General features: G+C 35.7%; 21 protein-coding genes and 1 pseudogene. 11 read left to right on the top strand and 11 right to left on the bottom strand.

All coding sequences use genetic code 11. The features are described from left to right. The first annotated feature begins 56 nt into the window (after positions 1-56). On the top strand, positions 57-1025 hold the full coding sequence (locus D9842_RS22975; protein ID WP_121664467.1) for a sugar phosphate isomerase/epimerase family protein: 969 nt from the start codon (positions 57-59) through the stop codon (positions 1023-1025). A 107-nt stretch (positions 1026-1132) separates the two neighbouring features. Then, positions 1133-2326, top strand: coding sequence for a class I SAM-dependent rRNA methyltransferase (locus D9842_RS22980; protein ID WP_121664468.1), 1194 nt, complete (start codon positions 1133-1135; stop codon positions 2324-2326). 65 nt (positions 2327-2391) lie between these two features. Here D9842_RS22980 and D9842_RS22985 read toward each other — a convergent pair whose 3' ends face one another. Beyond that, the gene (locus D9842_RS22985) at positions 2392-2589 is read right to left on the bottom strand and encodes a hypothetical protein (RefSeq protein ID WP_098798571.1); all 198 of its coding nucleotides are present in this window, start codon (positions 2587-2589) and stop codon (positions 2392-2394) included. A 656-nt stretch (positions 2590-3245) separates the two neighbouring features. On the opposite strand from D9842_RS22985, the gene D9842_RS22990 reads away from it, so the two are divergent. Continuing rightward, a complete protein-coding gene (locus D9842_RS22990) occupies positions 3246-4379 on the top strand; it encodes a DEAD/DEAH box helicase (RefSeq protein ID WP_121664469.1) in 1134 nt (377 codons plus the stop codon). A gap of 198 nt (positions 4380-4577) precedes the next feature. Here the strand turns inward: D9842_RS22990 and D9842_RS26425 are convergent, their stop codons facing one another. The 7 genes and pseudogenes from D9842_RS26425 to D9842_RS23020 form a co-directional block, all read right to left on the bottom strand. Then, complete coding sequence (locus D9842_RS26425) at positions 4578-5036, bottom strand: peptidoglycan-binding domain-containing protein (RefSeq protein WP_373995131.1); 459 nt, start codon at positions 5034-5036, stop codon at positions 4578-4580. Between the two features lie 78 nt (positions 5037-5114). Further along, positions 5115-5636 (bottom strand): annotated as a pseudogene (locus tag D9842_RS26430) (peptidoglycan recognition protein family protein); the annotation flags it as partial. A 279-nt stretch (positions 5637-5915) separates the two neighbouring features. Continuing rightward, positions 5916-6110: a YfhD family protein gene (locus D9842_RS23000; RefSeq protein WP_121664471.1), complete on the bottom strand. Its 195-nt coding sequence runs from the start codon at positions 6108-6110 to the stop codon at positions 5916-5918. Between the two features lie 76 nt (positions 6111-6186). After that, positions 6187-6315, bottom strand: coding sequence for a YfhE family protein (locus tag D9842_RS23005; protein ID WP_098798575.1), 129 nt, complete (start codon positions 6313-6315; stop codon positions 6187-6189). A gap of 122 nt (positions 6316-6437) precedes the next feature. Then, a complete protein-coding gene (locus D9842_RS23010; protein ID WP_121664472.1) occupies positions 6438-6995 on the bottom strand; it encodes a GNAT family N-acetyltransferase in 558 nt (185 codons plus the stop codon). 535 nt (positions 6996-7530) lie between these two features. Continuing rightward, complete coding sequence (locus D9842_RS23015; RefSeq protein ID WP_121664473.1) at positions 7531-8658, bottom strand: amidohydrolase; 1128 nt, start codon at positions 8656-8658, stop codon at positions 7531-7533. A gap of 67 nt (positions 8659-8725) precedes the next feature. Further along, the gene (locus tag D9842_RS23020) at positions 8726-9628 is read right to left on the bottom strand and encodes a TIGR01777 family oxidoreductase (protein WP_121664474.1); all 903 of its coding nucleotides are present in this window, start codon (positions 9626-9628) and stop codon (positions 8726-8728) included. A gap of 116 nt (positions 9629-9744) precedes the next feature. Here D9842_RS23020 and recX point away from each other — a divergent pair, with 116 nt between their 5' ends. After that, the gene (recX, locus tag D9842_RS23025) at positions 9745-10542 is read left to right on the top strand and encodes a recombination regulator RecX (RefSeq protein WP_121664475.1); all 798 of its coding nucleotides are present in this window, start codon (positions 9745-9747) and stop codon (positions 10540-10542) included. 21 nt (positions 10543-10563) lie between these two features. After that, positions 10564-10881 (top strand): YfhH family protein, encoded by a 318-nt coding sequence (locus tag D9842_RS23030; protein WP_121664476.1) that lies wholly within the window; start codon positions 10564-10566, stop codon positions 10879-10881. A gap of 52 nt (positions 10882-10933) precedes the next feature. Here the strand turns inward: D9842_RS23030 and D9842_RS23035 are convergent, their stop codons facing one another. Beyond that, positions 10934-11098, bottom strand: coding sequence for a small, acid-soluble spore protein K (locus D9842_RS23035; RefSeq protein WP_121664477.1), 165 nt, complete (start codon positions 11096-11098; stop codon positions 10934-10936). 107 nt (positions 11099-11205) lie between these two features. On the opposite strand from D9842_RS23035, the gene D9842_RS23040 reads away from it, so the two are divergent. Next, the gene (locus D9842_RS23040) at positions 11206-11475 is read left to right on the top strand and encodes a YfhJ family protein (RefSeq protein WP_121664478.1); all 270 of its coding nucleotides are present in this window, start codon (positions 11206-11208) and stop codon (positions 11473-11475) included. A gap of 52 nt (positions 11476-11527) precedes the next feature. Here D9842_RS23040 and D9842_RS23045 read toward each other — a convergent pair whose 3' ends face one another. After that, positions 11528-12508 carry a metal-dependent hydrolase gene (locus D9842_RS23045; protein ID WP_121664479.1) on the bottom strand — a complete coding sequence of 327 codons (981 nt, stop codon included), beginning with the start codon at positions 12506-12508 and terminating at the stop codon, positions 11528-11530. A gap of 237 nt (positions 12509-12745) precedes the next feature. Here D9842_RS23045 and mutY point away from each other — a divergent pair, with 237 nt between their 5' ends. Continuing rightward, positions 12746-13846, top strand: coding sequence for an A/G-specific adenine glycosylase (gene mutY / locus D9842_RS23050; protein ID WP_121664480.1), 1101 nt, complete (start codon positions 12746-12748; stop codon positions 13844-13846). 16 nt (positions 13847-13862) lie between these two features. Here the strand turns inward: mutY and D9842_RS23055 are convergent, their stop codons facing one another. Continuing rightward, the gene (locus D9842_RS23055; protein WP_098798584.1) at positions 13863-14087 is read right to left on the bottom strand and encodes a hypothetical protein; all 225 of its coding nucleotides are present in this window, start codon (positions 14085-14087) and stop codon (positions 13863-13865) included. A gap of 128 nt (positions 14088-14215) precedes the next feature. Between D9842_RS23055 and fabL the strand changes: the two genes are divergently transcribed. The 4 genes from fabL to ntdP all read left to right on the top strand — a co-directional run bounded on the left by fabL (position 14216) and on the right by ntdP (position 17183). Further along, positions 14216-14971, top strand: coding sequence for an enoyl-[acyl-carrier-protein] reductase FabL (fabL, locus tag D9842_RS23060; protein WP_121664481.1), 756 nt, complete (start codon positions 14216-14218; stop codon positions 14969-14971). A gap of 121 nt (positions 14972-15092) precedes the next feature. Then, the gene (locus tag D9842_RS23065; protein WP_121664482.1) at positions 15093-15293 is read left to right on the top strand and encodes a gamma-type small acid-soluble spore protein; all 201 of its coding nucleotides are present in this window, start codon (positions 15093-15095) and stop codon (positions 15291-15293) included. A 213-nt stretch (positions 15294-15506) separates the two neighbouring features. Beyond that, positions 15507-15761 (top strand): YgaB family protein, encoded by a 255-nt coding sequence (locus D9842_RS23070; RefSeq protein ID WP_098798587.1) that lies wholly within the window; start codon positions 15507-15509, stop codon positions 15759-15761. Positions 15762-16652: 891 nt separating this feature from the next. After that, entirely contained in the window at positions 16653-17183 is a 531-nt protein-coding gene (gene ntdP / locus D9842_RS23075) for a nucleoside tri-diphosphate phosphatase (protein WP_121664483.1), read from the top strand. Positions 17184-17303 lie beyond the last annotated feature (120 nt).

Genomic DNA, 17303 nt, shown 5'->3' on the forward strand with positions numbered 1-17303 from the left:
TGTCTAGATGCCTCTGGATATTCATGAGTAAAGAGAATAATAAAGGAGGACTTTCGATGAAATTAGGTGTTTTTACAGTTCTTTTTAATGATAAATCTTTTGAGGATATGTTAGATCGAGTAAAAGCTTCCGGTTTGCAGGCAGTTGAAATTGGAACTGGTGGTTATCCAGGTGGAGCTCATTGTGACTTGGATGCATTACTTGAGAGTGAAGAAAAACGTAATGAGTACTTAGGGAAACTACAAGAACGTGATTTAGTTATTAGTGCATTCAGTTGTCATGGTAATCCAATTTCACCTGATAAGGAATTTGCTCTAGATTCTCAAGAAACACTAAAGAAAACAATCAAACTTGCATCGTTAATGAATGTACCTGTTGTTAATACATTTTCAGGGACTGCTGGTGACCATGAGGGAGCAAAACATCCGAACTGGCCTGTTACTCCTTGGCCAAATGAATATGGCGATGTGCTAAAGTGGCAATGGGAAGAGAAGTTAATTCCATATTGGAAAGAAGTAGGACAGTATGCGAAAGAGCACAATGTGAAAATTGGCTTAGAGTTACATGGTGGATTTTTAGTACATACACCATATACAATGCTAAAGCTTCGTGAAGCTACATGTGATGCAATTGGTGCAAACCTGGATCCAAGTCATCTTTGGTGGCAAGGAATTGATCCGGTTGCAGCAATTAAAATTTTAGGGAAAGAAAATGCTATTCATCATTTCCATGCAAAAGATACTTATATTGACCAAGATAATGTTAATATGTATGGATTAACAGATATGCAGCCATATGGTGAAGTTCAGACAAGAGCTTGGACGTTCAGATCCGTTGGTTGTGGTCACAGTCTAACAGAGTGGAATGACATAATGAGTGCTCTACGTACTTATGGATATGACTATGTTGTAAGTATTGAACATGAAGATCCAATCATGTCTATCGACGAAGGCTTTGAGCGTGCTGTTACAAACTTAAAATCTGTCTTAATTAATGAGCAGCCATCACAAATGTGGTGGGTATAAAGATAGTTTCTTGCCCCCTCTTTTTAAGAGGGGTTTTCTTTTTTGTAAAAAGATCGGTATGATGGAATAGATTCGTTTGACGGAAATTTTAAAATAGGTGTGAGTAGATGAATAAAACAGTAAAACTCCAAATAAAATCTAATTTTGTTAATCAATTTCGATCAGGATATCCATTAATCAATAAAGAAGCCATCAAAAATATAAATGCTTTAAAAGAAGAGGGAGCCATTCTCGATTTGTTTGATGAAAACAATCATTTCCTAGCTAAAGGATACTATGGTATACAAAACAAAGGTAGAGGATGGATTTTAACCAATAACCAACAAGAAGCGATTGATCAATCCTTTTTTGAGAATAAATTAAATATAGCTATAAATGCTCGTTCGTCATTTTATCAAGATGAACATACAACAGCTTTTCGGGTTTTTAATGGAGAAGGTGATGGAATTGGTGGATTAACGATTGATCATTATGATGGTTATTACGTAATCACCTGGTATAGTGAAGGAATTTATCACTTTAAAAAAGACATAATGGAAGCCATGAAAAAATTTGTGGATTTCAAAGGTGTTTATGAAAAGAAGAGATTTGATGTTAAGGGAACATATATTGAGGATGATGACTTTGTTATTGGAGAAAGAGCCAATTTCCCTCTTATTGTGAAAGAAAATGGTATTAAATTTGCCGTTTATTTGAATGAAGGCGCAATGGTCGGCGTATTTTTGGATCAAAAGGATGTCAGAAAAGCCATACGTGATAAGTATGCAAAAGGAAAGCATGTATTAAATACCTTTTCTTATACAGGGGCTTTTTCTGTTGCTGCTGCACTCGGAGGCGCTGTTAAAACAACCAGTGTTGACCTTGCTAACCGAAGCAAAGCAAAAACAATAGAACAATTCAGTGTAAATGAAATTGATTATGAGGCACAAGATATTATAGTAGAGGATGTATTTAACTTCTTTAAATATGCTGTTAGAAAGAAGCTGAATTACGATATGGTCATACTAGATCCTCCTAGCTTTGCCCGCTCTAAAAAACATACATTTAGCGCTGGAAAGGATTATCCTGATTTATTAAAGCAAGCAATTCAAATTACCGCTAAAAAAGGAATTATTGTGGCTTCATCCAACTGTAGTACATTTAGTATGAAGAAATTTAAAGGGTTTATTGATAAAGCTTTTAAAGAAAGTAGAGAAGCTTACACCATTCTTGAGGAATTTAGTTTACCAGCTGATTTTAGAACTTCTCGAGAGTTTAAAGAAGGAAATTATTTAAAAGTAGTTATATTAAGTAAAAATTAATCTTGGCTAACAAGAACCTTTTCTTGTTAGCCAAGTATAGTAAGTAATAAATGAATTTATTATGTTTAGTTAATAATAAGATATGATTTGTATTCTTTTATGATGTCTTCACGTTTACCGAGAAGTGAGCGATATTCTTTTAATAGTTTTGAATTACCTCGATCATGAAACCATTCCGAGAAAGCACGTTCACATTCACTTGAAATGGCTGCTAATTCGTCGTTAATTTCATTCATTTTTTTAATTTGAATTTCCTTAACCATTGGATAACCCACCTTTTCTTAAGTCATAATCATTTCCTATATAAATGCTCAATCGAACACTGTTAGTATGGAGTTTTTTATTGATGCTAGTGGGGTATTACCCTATATTGATGTGATGTAAACATAAAATAGGAAAAAAATAAAGAAGTTGTCATTTTGGAAAGAAATATGGATAGGGATGTCCGCAAATCGACATTTGTTAGGAAGGACTTCTCATCATTTCATGTAGACTTAAAATCTAGTATAAAATTTATAAGAATTAAATAAAAAGAGATGTTCAGGAGCAAAACGAAAAAACCCCCATAAGGAGGTTTTTTCAATATATAGTAAAGGGGGGGGATGTAATATTACTATTCCCTTATTAAGAGATTTCTATACATAAAAAGATAAGAAAAAGTTAGAAAGATAATGTATGAGTATGATAAAAAGCAAATCTTGTAGAAATAAAATTATTTCTGGGGAAATATGACGAATGGTTATTTCTCTTCAGGGAAAAAAGGCTATACTTATAATACTGACTTTTTAAATGATAGCTAAAAAGGGAATAATACGATTATTATTACTTTTTAAATAATGAGATCAACTGAATGTGTGTGCACAAACAGTCTAATCATAATAGTTACATAAAGCGGTAAATGTAAAGGAGAGTTACACTTATGACACTAGAGAATTTTTTACAAGAGCTTGAGCCATTTATTCAATCTAATTGGTCAAAAGCAGAATTTGAGAATCCTACGGCGATTCAACTTAAAGCTGTTCCACAAATACTTGAAGGAAAAGACGTGGTTGCCGAATCCCCAACTGGAACAGGGAAAACGTTAGCATATGTACTACCATTATTAAACAAAATTGATGTGAACAGAAAAGCGGCACAAGTTGTGATACTGGCTCCTTCGAGAGAACTTGTTATGCAAATTTTCGACGAAGTAAAGAAATGGTCAGAAGGCAGTGAAATAACTAGTGCTTCCTTTATTGGTGGAGCTAATATAAAAAGACAGGTAGATAAACTAAAAAAGAGCCCACAAATCATTCTTGGGACCCCAGGAAGAATTTATGAATTAATTAAAATGAAAAAATTGAAAATGCATGAAGTAAAGACAATTGTTCTTGATGAAGGAGATCAGCTTTTAATTCCTGAACACAAAAAAACAATACAAGATATTGTGAAAACAACTCTTAATGAAAGACAAGTAGTACTTTTTTCAGCCACTTTAAATGAAAGTACAGAATCGAAAGCAAGAGATCTAATGAAAAAGGATCCTGAGATTATAAAGGTTGGAAAGGAAGAAGTACCAACTGGAAAAGTTGATCATGTTTACCTTGTTTGTGAACAAAGAGAAAAAGCACTCATACTGGAAAAGCTCGTGAAGAATATTCCTATGAAAGCATTAGGATTTGTAAAGGATATTGGTAATTTAAGTGTATTAGGTGAGAAACTCGACTATAAAGGAGTGGATGTTCACCTCTTGCATAGTGACACTAAAAAAGAGGAGAGAGAAGCAGCGTTAAAAAGTCTTCGTACTGAAAAGCAAGGCCTTTTACTTGCAACAGATGTTGCTGCAAGAGGTTTGGATATAGCAGAACTTACTCATGTTATTCATTATGACTTACCATCTACAAGCTCTCAATATGTGCATAGATCTGGAAGAACAGGAAGACAAGGGGCTTCAGGAACTGTTGTTTCAATCGTGACAGAACGGGAAGAAAGGGAGTTAAGGAAGCTGGCAAAGGAGTTAAACATTACTGTAAGAAAGAATGAGCTATATCGAGGAGAATTGGCTGAGGTATAAGAGTAAGAAAAAGGTCTAACACTTGGTTGTTAGATCTTTTTTGATGTTACGGAAGAAATAAGTTATTCAGAACCTTGTTTATAAAAAATGAAAACACGCCACTCTATATGAGCAACGTGCTTTCTTAGCCTGTTGTTTATTCTGTGATGTAGTAATACTTTATGTTCTAATCTGGTTTGTTATTCATTTTTTAATGAACTAATCCTCTAATTCCATTCGTATATATTTTCTTGTGTTTGGGCCATATATTCCATCATCTGCAAGAGCTGCGTACATTAATTGAAATCTTCTTACTGCATCTTCTGTTCTAGGGCCATATATACCATCAATTGGACCTGGATCAAAGTTGATTTCCTTCAATGCACGTTGAACCTGCCTAACCCCTTCTCCTTCACTTCCACGTCTGAGAATCCCTGATGGTAGAGGGAAATCGGGTGCAGAAATTCTTTGTTGATTTACTTGTTGTAATTTAGATAGTGTATTTGGTCCGACTAATCCATCAACAGCTAAATTGAAATCTCTTTGAAATCTCATGACTGCCTTTTCTGTTTCATCACCATAAATTCCATCTGCGCCGAAACGTGGTAAACGGTAACCCGCTCTGATTAGTTGTTGTTGAATATCTCTAACAAATGAGCCAGATTTCCCTTCACCAATTGGTAAGGTAACAGATGTTCCTTTTACTACTGGAGTAGGAGGTGTTTCAGTTTGTTCATTTGGTGGTGCTGCACCATTAAAGTTACTAAGTGCTTCGGATACATCTTCAATAAACATGGACCAAGAAATACCGTTACTACGTAATATCCCAATTGGGTCAGTTCTTCTTGTTGGGTCAAGCGTAGCATGTGCAACAATATCTGAATTAGGATCTAAATTAAATCTGTCACAAAGATAAGCGTGGTACCATATATAGCGATTATATGCTTCTTGAAAATTGATTGTACCTCCATGACATAACTCCACTCCAATTGCAGCACTATTGGCATTTGCACCATATAGCCTGTTATCAGTTGTTACATTTGAACGAACATGATAAGCAATTTCAGTTAAAGGAATGATTTCTAAAATATATTTATCATCAATAAAGGTATGGGCAGAAGCAGATGGTTGCTGAGTATCAAAGTAGTTGCGGTTTCCATAAGCAGTAGAGCCTGGATTGCCTGTATCATGGCTAACAATAAAGCGAACTGTACCAATACGTTGTCCAGAGCGGGAGTTTCCAGTACGAATATAATCCTGTGTAATCTCGTATGCCAACTATTAACACCCCTGTCTTATTTTTATACAAACGACTACATTGCAGTATATGTTAATAGGCATATGATTGTTAACTGAATTAATTTATTCACATTATCCACATAGTGAGTATTAGTTATTTTTAGAATATAAACAGTTATATGTGGATAAAAGAGTATTGTAAATAAAGATACTAACAGTTTTATCCACATTATCCACAGTCTTTGTGTTGGAATATCCACAAATTATCCACGAAAAGAAAAGGAAGTGGAGATTCCCACTTCCTTTTCAGCATACGTATTATAAATTTCTATTAGCGCGTTGTCTTTGATCAGCTGCTTTTGCTCTTGCTTGAGCTTCAATATCGTCTTGGTCAGCTAATTCTCTTGAAAATTCCTCGTCAATCCCATCTCTTTTTAAGTTTTTAGGTGTTTGTGGAAGTGATGAAGAGTTTTTATCTCGTGCTTTATGATTATGTTTATGACCTCTGCCCATAAAAAAGCCCCCCTAAAGATATTGAACAACTTGTTCAAACTTAGGATGGCTTTTTTTCATCATTTCATGTTGGAAGTTAGTGTCTTTGTTTACTTATGTATCCACCAGCTCGATCAGCATTTTTGAACTCACGAGAATATGTTACTTCTTGCATGCTTGAAAGAGTACTTTTTGATTTATCTCTTTTCTTTTTTTCTGATGCCATCATAATCATCCTTCCAAAATGTAGTATTCATGATTAGTTTTGACATCATCAAGTTTATTCATACAGAAGTAGGAAAAAAATACAAAACAGGTGAAATTCATTTGAATTTCACCTGTGGATAATTAAGCTTCCTTAAGTTGTTGTTCTTCAGCCTCAGAAGCATTGTGATATGTGTAAATTGTATACTGGTCTCTTGAAATTTCAAAAAGGTTAAAAATATCTTCGCCGTTATTTATTTGTTCAAGCAAATGTGCTCTTGTTTCATTCGCATTTACTACGTAAGGAAGCTTCTCTGCAGCCTTTGTTGAGCGAATATTTTGTTTGCGAATTCTTAAGAAAATCGTTTCAATATCTAGTTCATAAAAAAGTTCATTGAAAAACGCATCTTTTGCAAGTTTGTTGTAGCCCTTGCCATGATATGGCTTTCCAATCCAGGTTCCTAAGAAACCAGCTTTATCTTGAATATCAAACAAGCTAATTGTGCCGATTGGAGATCCCCATTCATCTAAAATGGTACGTGAAATCAATTCACCTCGTTCTTCAGCCTCAATCGTTTGTTTAGTTAGAAATAAATATTCTTCAAAAGAATTTGCTTTATGACGCACAAAAGGGAAGACTTCTGGGTGAATCATGTGTTCATAAAGTGCTTGACTATCATAAATATCACGTTTTTTTAGCATCTGGACCCCTCCAACCTGAGGGCAGACTCCACGTGATATGGTCGTCTCCACCCTCGAAATTTTTTATGTTGCCTTACATTCAAAAAATTTCGGGGTGGGAATCGAACCCACTAGAACCAGTATTGCTGGTGGCGCACCATTTGCCTTCCCACTACTAGATTTAGTTGTTCATATTTGCATTTCGTTAAGTGAAGACAATGGTGAAATCACTTTTAATGTTACTTCCATGGAGTATAATACGGCATTTTATATGAAAAAGATACTCCTTTTTTGTCGAATTCAAAAAAAAATTTTTGTATCTTAAAATAGTTGTTGATATACGTACCTTTTTTGAGTTCTGGTAAAATATTCTGACAACAATGCATAGTAAATAACACGGTTTAACCCTTTACTAAAGAGCAGTGAAAATAACTGTGTTATCATAAAGAGAATGAGGGGAAAATGATATCAGTATAATATTTCTTTGTCATTTTTTATCTGTTAAATGTGAAAATATCATTGTCCTGTTTTTGCTATTGCACGCAAGTCAAGCTTACTAGCTTTCTTTATAGACAATATTCCCATCAATCATGGTGAGTTCAGGTTTCGCTAAGTAATGAAAAGGATGAGTATTCCAAACCACCAAATCTGCATCCTTACCAATTTCAATACTACCAACCCTATCTGCAACTCTTAAATTACGTGCAGCTGTGATAGTAATTCCTTCTAATGCCTTTTGCTCATTAAACCCTTCTCTAACAGCTAATGCTGCACAAAGATTAAGGTATTGAATCGGGGTATAAGGATGATCGGTTGTTATGGAAACTTCTACACCTCTTTTGGAAAGCTCTTGGTAGGTTGACCAACTTTTGTTTTTTAATTCAATCTTAGACTTTCTAGTTAAAGTAGGTCCAACACAGACTTTGACTCCTTTGCCTACTAATTCTTCAGCAATTAAATGTCCTTCTGTACAATGTTCAATCCGATAATCTAGATTAAATTCTTCTGCGAATCTAATCGCACTCATAATGTCGTCTGCACGATGAGCGTGAATACGAACTGGTATTTCACGTCGCAAGGCCTTTTTTATTGAGATAGAGCGAAAGTCCTCTTTTTCATCACAATACTTTGCCTTGTAGAATGCTTCACGAAGCATCCCCATAATTCCCATTCGGGTAATGGATTCTTTATTCCCGTGGCTATGCATACGCTTCGGATTTTCTCCCAGAGCAATTTTTAAGCCAGCTGTTTCTTGAATAACCATTTTAGAAATATTAATCCCAAATGTCTTAATAACAGAGGTTGTACCACCTATAACGTTAGCACTGCCAGGCATAACATGAGCTGTTGTGATGCCATACTTTATTGCATCCTTGAAGGCTGGGTCTAATGGATGTACTCCATCTAACGCTCTGATATGTGGCGTGAGAGGCTCAATTGTTTCATTCGCATCATTTCCTGCCCAGCCAGTACCTTCATCATAAAGACCTAGGTGTGTATGCACATCAATAAATCCAGGGAAAAGAAATTTGTCTTTACATACAATAATCTCTGCTTCTCCATTTGTTTCTATATTTTTGCCAATCGCGGCTATCTTACCATCTTCAACTAAAACATCTGCCTCATACAAAACTGGTGAAACAACAGGATAAACTGTTGCTTGTTTAAAAAGTGTAGATTTCATAGGTGGCTTCATTCTCTTTCTTTTAAAAATAAGTTTTTATCTTGTGCAGCCTTCAGACAAGGCTGCATTATTGAGATTTTAATATGTCGCTCAACGCTTTATCAAGAGAGGGATATATGAATTGATAATGACTTGTTAAGGCCTTTTCAGGCAACACCCGTTGCCCCTTTAATAGTAAGAGACTCATTTCACCTAATACAGCTTTTAATGCAAATGAAGGAGCTGGTAACCAATGTGGACGTTGTAGTTTTTTTGCAATTGTTTTTCCGAGCTGATTCATTTGAACTGGATTTGGAGCCACTGCATTTACGGGTCCTGTAATCTTTGGTGTGTGGATAATATGGTGGATAAGATGAACCAGGTCACCGATATGAATCCAAGACACCCACTGCCCACCGGAGCCAAGAGGACCTCCTGCAAATATTTTATAAGGCAGAACCATCTTTGGTAGTGCTCCTTCCTCTCCAAGAACAATTCCAAATCTTGTTAATACGGTTCTTACACCAAGCTCGTTCATTTTGTTCGCTTCCTTTTCCCAAACCTCAACAGTCTTTGCTAGGAAATCTGTTCCTTTGGTGGTAGATGTCTCTGTGAAAGTTTGTTCTACAGAGGTACCGTATATTCCAATTGCACTTGCATTTATAAAAACAGACGGTCTTTGTTTAAGGCTATTTATTATAGAATATATGGCTTTAGTAGACTCGACGCGACTATCTACGATCTCTTTTTTTGCTTTTTCTGTCCACCTCGTATTAATTGTTTTACCAGCTAAATTAATTACTACATCAACACCTTCCAAAGCGGAAGCTGGATTTGAGCTTTCTGATAACCACTGAACATAATGCAGGTTTTTTTCTGAAGAAGTTCTTTTACTTCGTGTTAAAATATAAACAGAGTATCCTTTGCTTAAAAAATGTTGGGCTAGATGCTTCCCGACAAAGCCGGTTCCACCTGAAATGGCAATTTTCATAAAATCAACTCCTTTTATAAATATGTTAAAGTAACGTATCTCTTTCATTTATACCCTTTCTTTTAAAAATAACCTCATTTGAATGTGTTATAACAAGTTATGAGTAGGTGATTAGCATGGCAATTATTACAAAAATTACTACACAAAAGCAATCTGATGAAAGATACAATATTTTCCTCGATGATGGTACGGGGGAAAAGTATGCTTTTAGCGTTGATCAAGACATTTTAATAAAACATAATCTTCAAAAAGGCAAAGAACTAGATGAATTTGATATCGTTGAGATAAAATATGGTGATGATAGAAAGAAGGCTTATAATAAGGCGTTAGAGTTCCTAAGTTATCGTATGCGCTCAGTTAAAGAAGTAGAGGATCATTTGGCGAAAAAGGAATATCATGAATCGGTAATAAAGGAAGTCATCGCTAAATTAAAAGAATTTAACTATGTAGATGATTTTGAATTTGCACTAGCCTATGTGCGGACCCAGAAGCAAACAAATGGGAAAGGTCCTACTGTATTAACTCGTGAATTGGCTATGAAAGGAATTGGACAATCTATAGTAGAACAGGTCTTGGAGGAATATAATCAAGATGAGCAGATTGAAGAGGCCGTTGCTCATGCTGAAAAACTTTTGAAAAAAAATAATAAACTTTCAACGATTCAGCTTAAGCAAAAAATCGAGCAGCATCTACTAAGAAAAGGGTTTTCCTATAATATCATTTCAACTGCGTTAGAGGAAGTCGACTATGAGCAAGATGAATCTGAAGAGTGGTTAGCGTTAGTTAAGCATGCGGAAAAGGCTCAGAAAAAATATCAAAATGAAGATCCTTATCACTACAAAATGAAAATGAAGCAGTTTTTATATAGAAAAGGTTTTGCGATAGAATTAATTGAAAAGTTTTTAAGTGAATAATTAGAGCAAGGGGAAATGGTTGTGAATACTAAGCGTTATAGTGAAATGACTGAATATGAATTAAAAAGTGAAATTGCAACATTAAAGGAAAAAGCAAGGAAAGCAGAGCAGTTAGGGATTGTTAATGAGTTTGCTGTTTTAGAACGGAAAATTACTATGGCAAAATCATATCTTCTAGATCCAAATGAATTTAAGTCTGAAGAAGTTTATGAAATTGATGGTGCACCTGGTGAATTCTTTAAAGTAAATTATATGAATGGAATCTTTGCATGGGGGTATCGGTTGGCTTCACCAGAACATGAAGAAGCTCTGCCAATATCAATGTTATTAAAGGGCTGACAATACTTGTCAGCCCCATTCACTGTTTGATTAAAAAATATGATTGTGTTTATTAAGAATAAGGATTTTCACGTCGACCAGATGCTCTCATTCGTTCTTGTGGATGAGTATTGATCGTGCCGTTTGCTCGCTTAGATGCAAACTCATCCTTCGCTCTTGGTTCGCCTTCAAATTTGTTGTTATTCATATTTGGGAATCCTGATTCTTTGTTACGCAACACAATCCCCTCCATTCATCATTTGCTTCAATCATTGAAGCGTATTTATAGTATGGGTCCTATAGAGCCTAAATATTAGTAACGAATCCTACCTAGAGGTGATAATAATGGAAGAATACTTTGAGCGGTTAACAAATGAGTTATTAAGTAAAAACAATAGCCTTTCGTATGCACAAGCAAGAACATGGGTGGAGCTGTTATGGGAAGATTTCGAATCTACCCAAGCAAAGGCAGGTAGAACTTACAAAGGAAAAGAAATGACCGAACAGGTTGTTAGACAGTTAATTACCCATTATGGCGACAAACTTCACGATTTCATAGCAACAAACCCTAAATATAGTCACTTATTGAACAATGATGATTATCTAAAGCATTAATTAAACGTTTGTTTAAATAAGAAAGGCTGACATGATGTCAGCCTTTCAATCGTTATTCAGGTATAAGCTCCAATTTTTTTCGTAATTTTTCTTCACTAAAAATCCAGCCAGTATAGGAGCTGACGATATTTAAGTCTTGATCAAGCTGAACAATTGCTACAAAGGGATAATACCCTTTACTTCGATATCGTAAATCAATAAACCTTACCTCATAATGATCAGTAAATTCATCAACCTCCCAACGATACACAGGAGAAAAAGATAAAAAGGCAGAAATATTATCATCTTCTTCAGCAGCCTTTATCACATCAGTCTGCGGTACAGGTACACGTTCAAATTCATCTAAAATAATGATTTCTTCATTAACAGATCTGGCAACGTGAAAGTTTTTATCCGTCATAATGGCAATATGCCATTGTCTGAACCTCATTGTAGGTGAAATAATGATTTGTTCTATATTTGGGATGAGCTTATGCAATCGGTGGATAATATTTCTTTGCATGCTAAAACGAATGATATAATAGGCAATCAATATGGCATAAACAGTTAGAAAGGTGAAGCCTGGATGACCACCTAACACCCAAATAATGATTCCTACTACATGTGTAAAAAAGATAAACGGATCAAATGTATTGATAATTCCAAGGGCAATCCACTTTTTTGAAAATGGACGGAGTGCCTGTGTTCCGTACGCATTAAATATATCCACAAAAACGTGCAGAACAATAGCGAGTAAGGTCCAAAGATACAAATGGAGTAAATTACTCTCAGGAATAAAAATTGTTAACAATCCAGTAATTAAAAATGACCATAGTAAGATAGCAGGAATGGAGTGGGTAATCCCTCTATGGTTTCTTATATATTTTGCATTGTTTCTAAGCTTTAATATTGTATCAAGATCAGGAGCTTGTGATCCGATAATTGTTCCGAACATAACAGCTTGTGCAGTTGGGTTATCTATTCCAACTGCGGGATCGAGAGTGGCTAAGCCACCTAAGGCTATTCCCATAACCACATGAGTTCCTGTATCCAAAATCATGTACCTCCTTGTAATGGCTCAAGAGGAAGATCTCTTTGAGAGAAAAATCCTTAAAGATTCCTTGAATTTATATGTGACAAAATTGTCCAATGTGAATAATTCTCTTGATTTTTAAATTCGTTATATAATAATAAGTCTTGTCCTACATTTAGGAAGAGAGCCTCTAATAAATAGTCTTATTATTATCTTTTCCCGAATAACCTGTAATTTAACATCTGGAGGAAAAATCTAATGGTAAATGAACTACAAAATAAATTAAAAGATTTTTCGATTCAAGAATTTCAACAAGATTTGATCACCTGGTATTTAGCTGAAAAAAGGGATTTACCTTGGCGTAAAGACCAAGATCCATATAAAATTTGGGTGTCAGAGATTATGCTTCAGCAAACAAGAGTAGATACTGTTATTCCATATTTTAATGCATTTATCGATAAATTTCCTACAATAGAAGCATTGGCTGCTGCAAATGAGGAAGAAGTATTAAAGGCCTGGGAAGGACTTGGGTATTACTCGAGGGTTAGAAACCTTCATGCAGCTGTTAAAGAAGTGAATGAATCTTATTCGGGTATTGTCCCAAATACTCCTGAAGAAATTTCTAAGCTAAAAGGAGTAGGTCCTTATACAAAAGGAGCAATTCTTAGTATTGCCTATAATATTCCAGAACCAGCTGTCGACGGTAATGTGATGAGAGTTTTCTCGAGAATTTTATCGATTTGGGAAGATATTGCAAAACCGAAAACAAGGAAGATTTTTGATGAGGCAACTTATCAGATAATATCAAAGGAAGATCCCTCATCATTCAACCAAGCAGTGATGGAGCTAGGTGCACTAATCTGCACACCAACTTCCCCTTCATGTCTTTTATGTCCTGTTAGGGAACATTGCTCTGCTTTTGAAGAAGGGGTTCAAGCAGAACTGCCGATTAAAAGTAAGAAAAAGAAACCAAAACCGCTTCAAATGGCGGCAGCTGTTTTATATGATCATGATGGAAGATTATATATTCATAAAAGGTCATCTACAGGCTTGTTAGCTAACCTTTGGGAATATCCAAATATGGAAGTTCAACAAGAAGCAGGTAATACTTATAGGAAGCAACTCCAAGAGTTTTTACTTTCAACTTATGGTGCAGATGTTGAACTTTCAGAGTTATCTGGTACTGTAGAGCATGTTTTTTCGCATTTAATTTGGAATATATCTATTTATATTGGGAAAGTGAACAACATTCCAAATGACCAACTTATTGCTGTAACAGAAAAAGAGCTAGAAAAGTATGCCTTTCCTGTATCACATCAAAAAATTTATAAGATATACCTTGGGTCTGACAAATCTTAGTCAGACCCGAAAGGTTTTAATCATATTGAACTCTTGTTCCATGAGTATAATCCGCTTCATTTCTTTTTAAGCCACCACGAGCTTCAATTTCTTCAATAATTTCGCGGTGAATGGTTTGTCCTTCAACATTAAGATAAGGAACCATTTGTTGAAGAGAATGGTGGAAGTGGGCAAGTTCTTCTTTTTTCCACTCTTTCTTTGACATCATCGATAATTCAGTCATATCACGACCAACATACATAAACATCCTCCTCTAATTGACGAGATGTGTTCGATTGAAGCAAGACTTCTATCTCATAGAAGTTTCATTATATTATCTGATACAATAATAACATCTATTCGATTGTTTAATTTTAAGGAGTTGACAAAATGACCCAAGAAAATAAAGTAGCACTTATTACAGGTAGTAGTAGAGGGATTGGAAAAGCAGTAGCCATTCGTTTGGCAGAAAAAGGTTATAACATTGTTGTGAACTATGCACGAAGCAAAACAGCTGCATTAGAGGTAGTTGAACAAATTGAAAAATTGGGTGTAAAAGCTATTGCGGTTAAGGCTAATGTAGGAAAGCCGGAAAAAATAAAAGAGTTATTTTCACAAATTGATGAGGAATTTGGCAGACTTGATGTGTTTGTAAATAATGCAGCATCTGGTGTTCAAAAGCCTGCAATGGAATTAGAAGAAAGTCATTGGGATTGGACAATGAACATTAATAGTAAAGCTCTTCTTTTCTGTGCACAAGAAGCGGCTAAGCTAATGGAGAGAAATGGTGGGGGCTTCATTGTTAGTACAAGCTCACTTGGCTCGATTAGATATTTGGAAAACTACACAACAGTTGGTGTTTCGAAAGCAGCATTAGAAGCTCTTACAAGATATTTAGCTGTTGAATTATCTCCGAAAAACATTATTGTTAATGCCGTTTCAGGTGGAGCTGTTGACACAGATGCTTTAAAGCATTTCCCGAATCGTAATGAGCTATTGGAGGATGCTAGGGAGAATACTCCAGCAGGAAGAATGGTTGAAATAGAAGATATGGTTAATGCTATTGAGTTTTTATTAACGGACAAAGCGTCGATGATCAGAGGTCAAACTCTTATTGTTGATGGGGGGCGCTCTTTACTCGTTTAGGCTGAAACGTGTGCCCTAAAAGCGAGATTTTAAGTAAAAATTTAATTTTAATTTTTTTTGAAATATGTTGGATATTAAATTCACCTCTAGGACAATCTATATTTCGTGGAGGTGATATCGAATGGCACAAAACAATTTCCAAGCTGGTAAAACAGCATCAGGGACTAACATCCAACATGTAAAACAACAAAACGCTCAAAGTGCACAAGGTGGCCAAGCTGGTGCAGGTCAATTTGGTACTGAATTTGCGAGCGAAACTAACGTACAACAAGTAAAACAACAAAACCAACAAGCTGAAGCTAACAAAAACCAAAACTCTTAATTAGCTAAGGCTCTAAGACACCTTTCCCACAGTGTGGAGAGGTGTCTTTTCTTTTGTGCTTAAGCTAGGAAGGCTTCAGATCATCGGGGATGATTTTTTCTAAAACGACAAAAGTTTCGGTTCCTCTACATAACTAGTCAAAGGATCAAAAAAATTTATGAAGAATTTAATATACACAAGTGATTATGAGTCTCTATTGAAAGGAGAATAAACATGAATTTTGATCAACTAGTAGGTGAGCAATTAAAAACCATGGATAAATTATTATATCTACAGTCAGAAATTGAAAGATGTCAGGATATAAAAACCCAACTAGCTGCCCTACAAGACGAAGCTAAACTCCAATCCATTCATGATGAAATCGCACAAATGAAAGAAGAATTAAATAAAATTCAACAAGTCTTTGAAAGACAAACAGAAGAGGTTATTCAATCTTACGAAGATCAAAAGTTTGAGACTGTTTCATGATCTTAATAAAATAATTAACTCCGATTCCGGCATTTATTTATGCTGGATTTTTTATTGCTTCTGGAGGGGAGAGAAGTGTCGTTCATCGGGTGTATGAACGACAAAACGAAGGCGAAAAGGGAGAGGAGTGTCGTTCATCGTGTGTATGAACGACAAAACAAAGGCGAAAAGGGAGAGGAGTGTCGTTCATCGGGTGTATGAACGACAAAACGACTGCGAAAAGGGAGAGGAGTGTCGTTCATCGGGTGTATGAACGACAAAACGACTGCGAAAAGGGAGAGGAGTGTCGTTCATCGTGTGTATGAACGACAAAACAAAGGCGAAAAGGGAGAGGAGTGTCGTTCATCGTGTGTATGAACGACAAAACGACTGCGAAAAGGGAGAGGAGTGTCGTTCATCGGGTGTATGAACGACAAAACGAAGGCGAAAAGGGAGAGGAGTGTCGTTCATCGGGTGTATGAACGACAAAACGAAGGCGAAAAGGGAGAGGAGTGTCGTTCATCGTGTGTATGAACGACAAAACGAAGGCGAAAAGGGAGAGGAGTGTCGTTCATCGGGTGTATGAACGACAAAACGAAGGCGAAAAGGGAGAGGAGTGTCGTTCAACGGGTGTATGAACGACAAAACGAAGGCGAAAGGAAGAAGAGTGTCGTTCATCGGGTGTATGAACGACAAAAACCCGAAAATGAACAAGTCTTATTAGAAAAATAAAGCTTTCCAGCTACCCCTTAGCATACTAATACGAGCCTGCAAAGCAGTATATAACCTTACAGTTATAACTCTTTTATTTTCCTTTTTCCCTGACAAACGTTATAATGAAAGGAACTATATAAGGTAAAGACGTTGTGAAATAGATTTCACGAAGCAACCAATCGAAAGAAGGGGAGAAAAGTGGGCTTTCCCAGGGAAGGAGACAAAATTCAAATTCATAGTTATAAACATAATGGCTACATTCATAGAGTCTGGGAAGAATCAACTGTATTAAAGGGTTCTCAGCACTGTATCATTGGTGGGAATGACAGAACAATTGTTACGGAATCAGACGGTAGAACATGGGTGACAAGAGAGCCGGCGATCTGCTACTTTCATGCCAGACATTGGTTTAATATTATAGGTATGCTTAGAGAAGATGGAGTATATTATTACTGTAATATTAGTTCGCCTTTTGTATGGGATGATGAAGCTTTGAAGTATATTGACTATGATCTTGATGTGAAGGTTTATCCAGATATGACATATACGATTTTGGATGAAGATGAATATGAACAGCATAGTAAGCTAATGAATTATCCAGAAGTTATTGATCTCATCTTAAGAAAAAACCTCGAAACATTACTTCGTTGGATTCGACAGAAAAAAGGTCCGTTTGCACCTGAATTTATTGACGAGTGGTATGAACGATATTTAACATACGTAAAATAGTAAATGTAATAAGGGTGACTCATAGGGTCAGCCTTTTTAATTATTGTAAAACGATTCATATTGAGCTGGATGAAAGAGTATCAATGCAAGTAAGACATAACTGTGACCAGCTTTAGTCGT

Origin of the sequence: Metabacillus litoralis, assembly GCF_003667825.1 — a bacterium.
GTDB classification, from domain to species: domain Bacteria; phylum Bacillota; class Bacilli; order Bacillales; family Bacillaceae; genus Metabacillus; species Metabacillus litoralis_B.

What these genes read in the sequence shown, in the direction of transcription:
- D9842_RS23065 (WP_121664482.1), top strand. Translation starts at nt 15,093, where the DNA reads ATGGCACAAAACAATTTCCAAGCTGGTAAAACAGCATCAGGGACTAAC.
- D9842_RS23000 (WP_121664471.1), bottom strand. Translation starts at nt 6,110, where the DNA reads ATGGGCAGAGGTCATAAACATAATCATAAAGCACGAGATAAAAACTCT.
- D9842_RS22980 (WP_121664468.1), top strand. Translation starts at nt 1,133, where the DNA reads ATGAATAAAACAGTAAAACTCCAAATAAAATCTAATTTTGTTAATCAA.
- D9842_RS23015 (WP_121664473.1), bottom strand. Translation starts at nt 8,658, where the DNA reads ATGAAATCTACACTTTTTAAACAAGCAACAGTTTATCCTGTTGTTTCA.
- D9842_RS23010 (WP_121664472.1), bottom strand. Translation starts at nt 6,995, where the DNA reads ATGCTAAAAAAACGTGATATTTATGATAGTCAAGCACTTTATGAACAC.
- D9842_RS23020 (WP_121664474.1), bottom strand. Translation starts at nt 9,628, where the DNA reads ATGAAAATTGCCATTTCAGGTGGAACCGGCTTTGTCGGGAAGCATCTA.
- D9842_RS23055 (WP_098798584.1), bottom strand. Translation starts at nt 14,087, where the DNA reads ATGTATGTTGGTCGTGATATGACTGAATTATCGATGATGTCAAAGAAA.
- D9842_RS22990 (WP_121664469.1), top strand. Translation starts at nt 3,246, where the DNA reads ATGACACTAGAGAATTTTTTACAAGAGCTTGAGCCATTTATTCAATCT.
- fabL (WP_121664481.1), top strand. Translation starts at nt 14,216, where the DNA reads ATGACCCAAGAAAATAAAGTAGCACTTATTACAGGTAGTAGTAGAGGG.
- D9842_RS23070 (WP_098798587.1), top strand. Translation starts at nt 15,507, where the DNA reads ATGAATTTTGATCAACTAGTAGGTGAGCAATTAAAAACCATGGATAAA.
- D9842_RS23005 (WP_098798575.1), bottom strand. Translation starts at nt 6,315, where the DNA reads ATGGCATCAGAAAAAAAGAAAAGAGATAAATCAAAAAGTACTCTTTCA.
- D9842_RS22975 (WP_121664467.1), top strand. Translation starts at nt 57, where the DNA reads ATGAAATTAGGTGTTTTTACAGTTCTTTTTAATGATAAATCTTTTGAG.
- recX (WP_121664475.1), top strand. Translation starts at nt 9,745, where the DNA reads ATGGCAATTATTACAAAAATTACTACACAAAAGCAATCTGATGAAAGA.
- D9842_RS23040 (WP_121664478.1), top strand. Translation starts at nt 11,206, where the DNA reads ATGGAAGAATACTTTGAGCGGTTAACAAATGAGTTATTAAGTAAAAAC.
- D9842_RS22985 (WP_098798571.1), bottom strand. Translation starts at nt 2,589, where the DNA reads ATGGTTAAGGAAATTCAAATTAAAAAAATGAATGAAATTAACGACGAA.
- mutY (WP_121664480.1), top strand. Translation starts at nt 12,746, where the DNA reads ATGGTAAATGAACTACAAAATAAATTAAAAGATTTTTCGATTCAAGAA.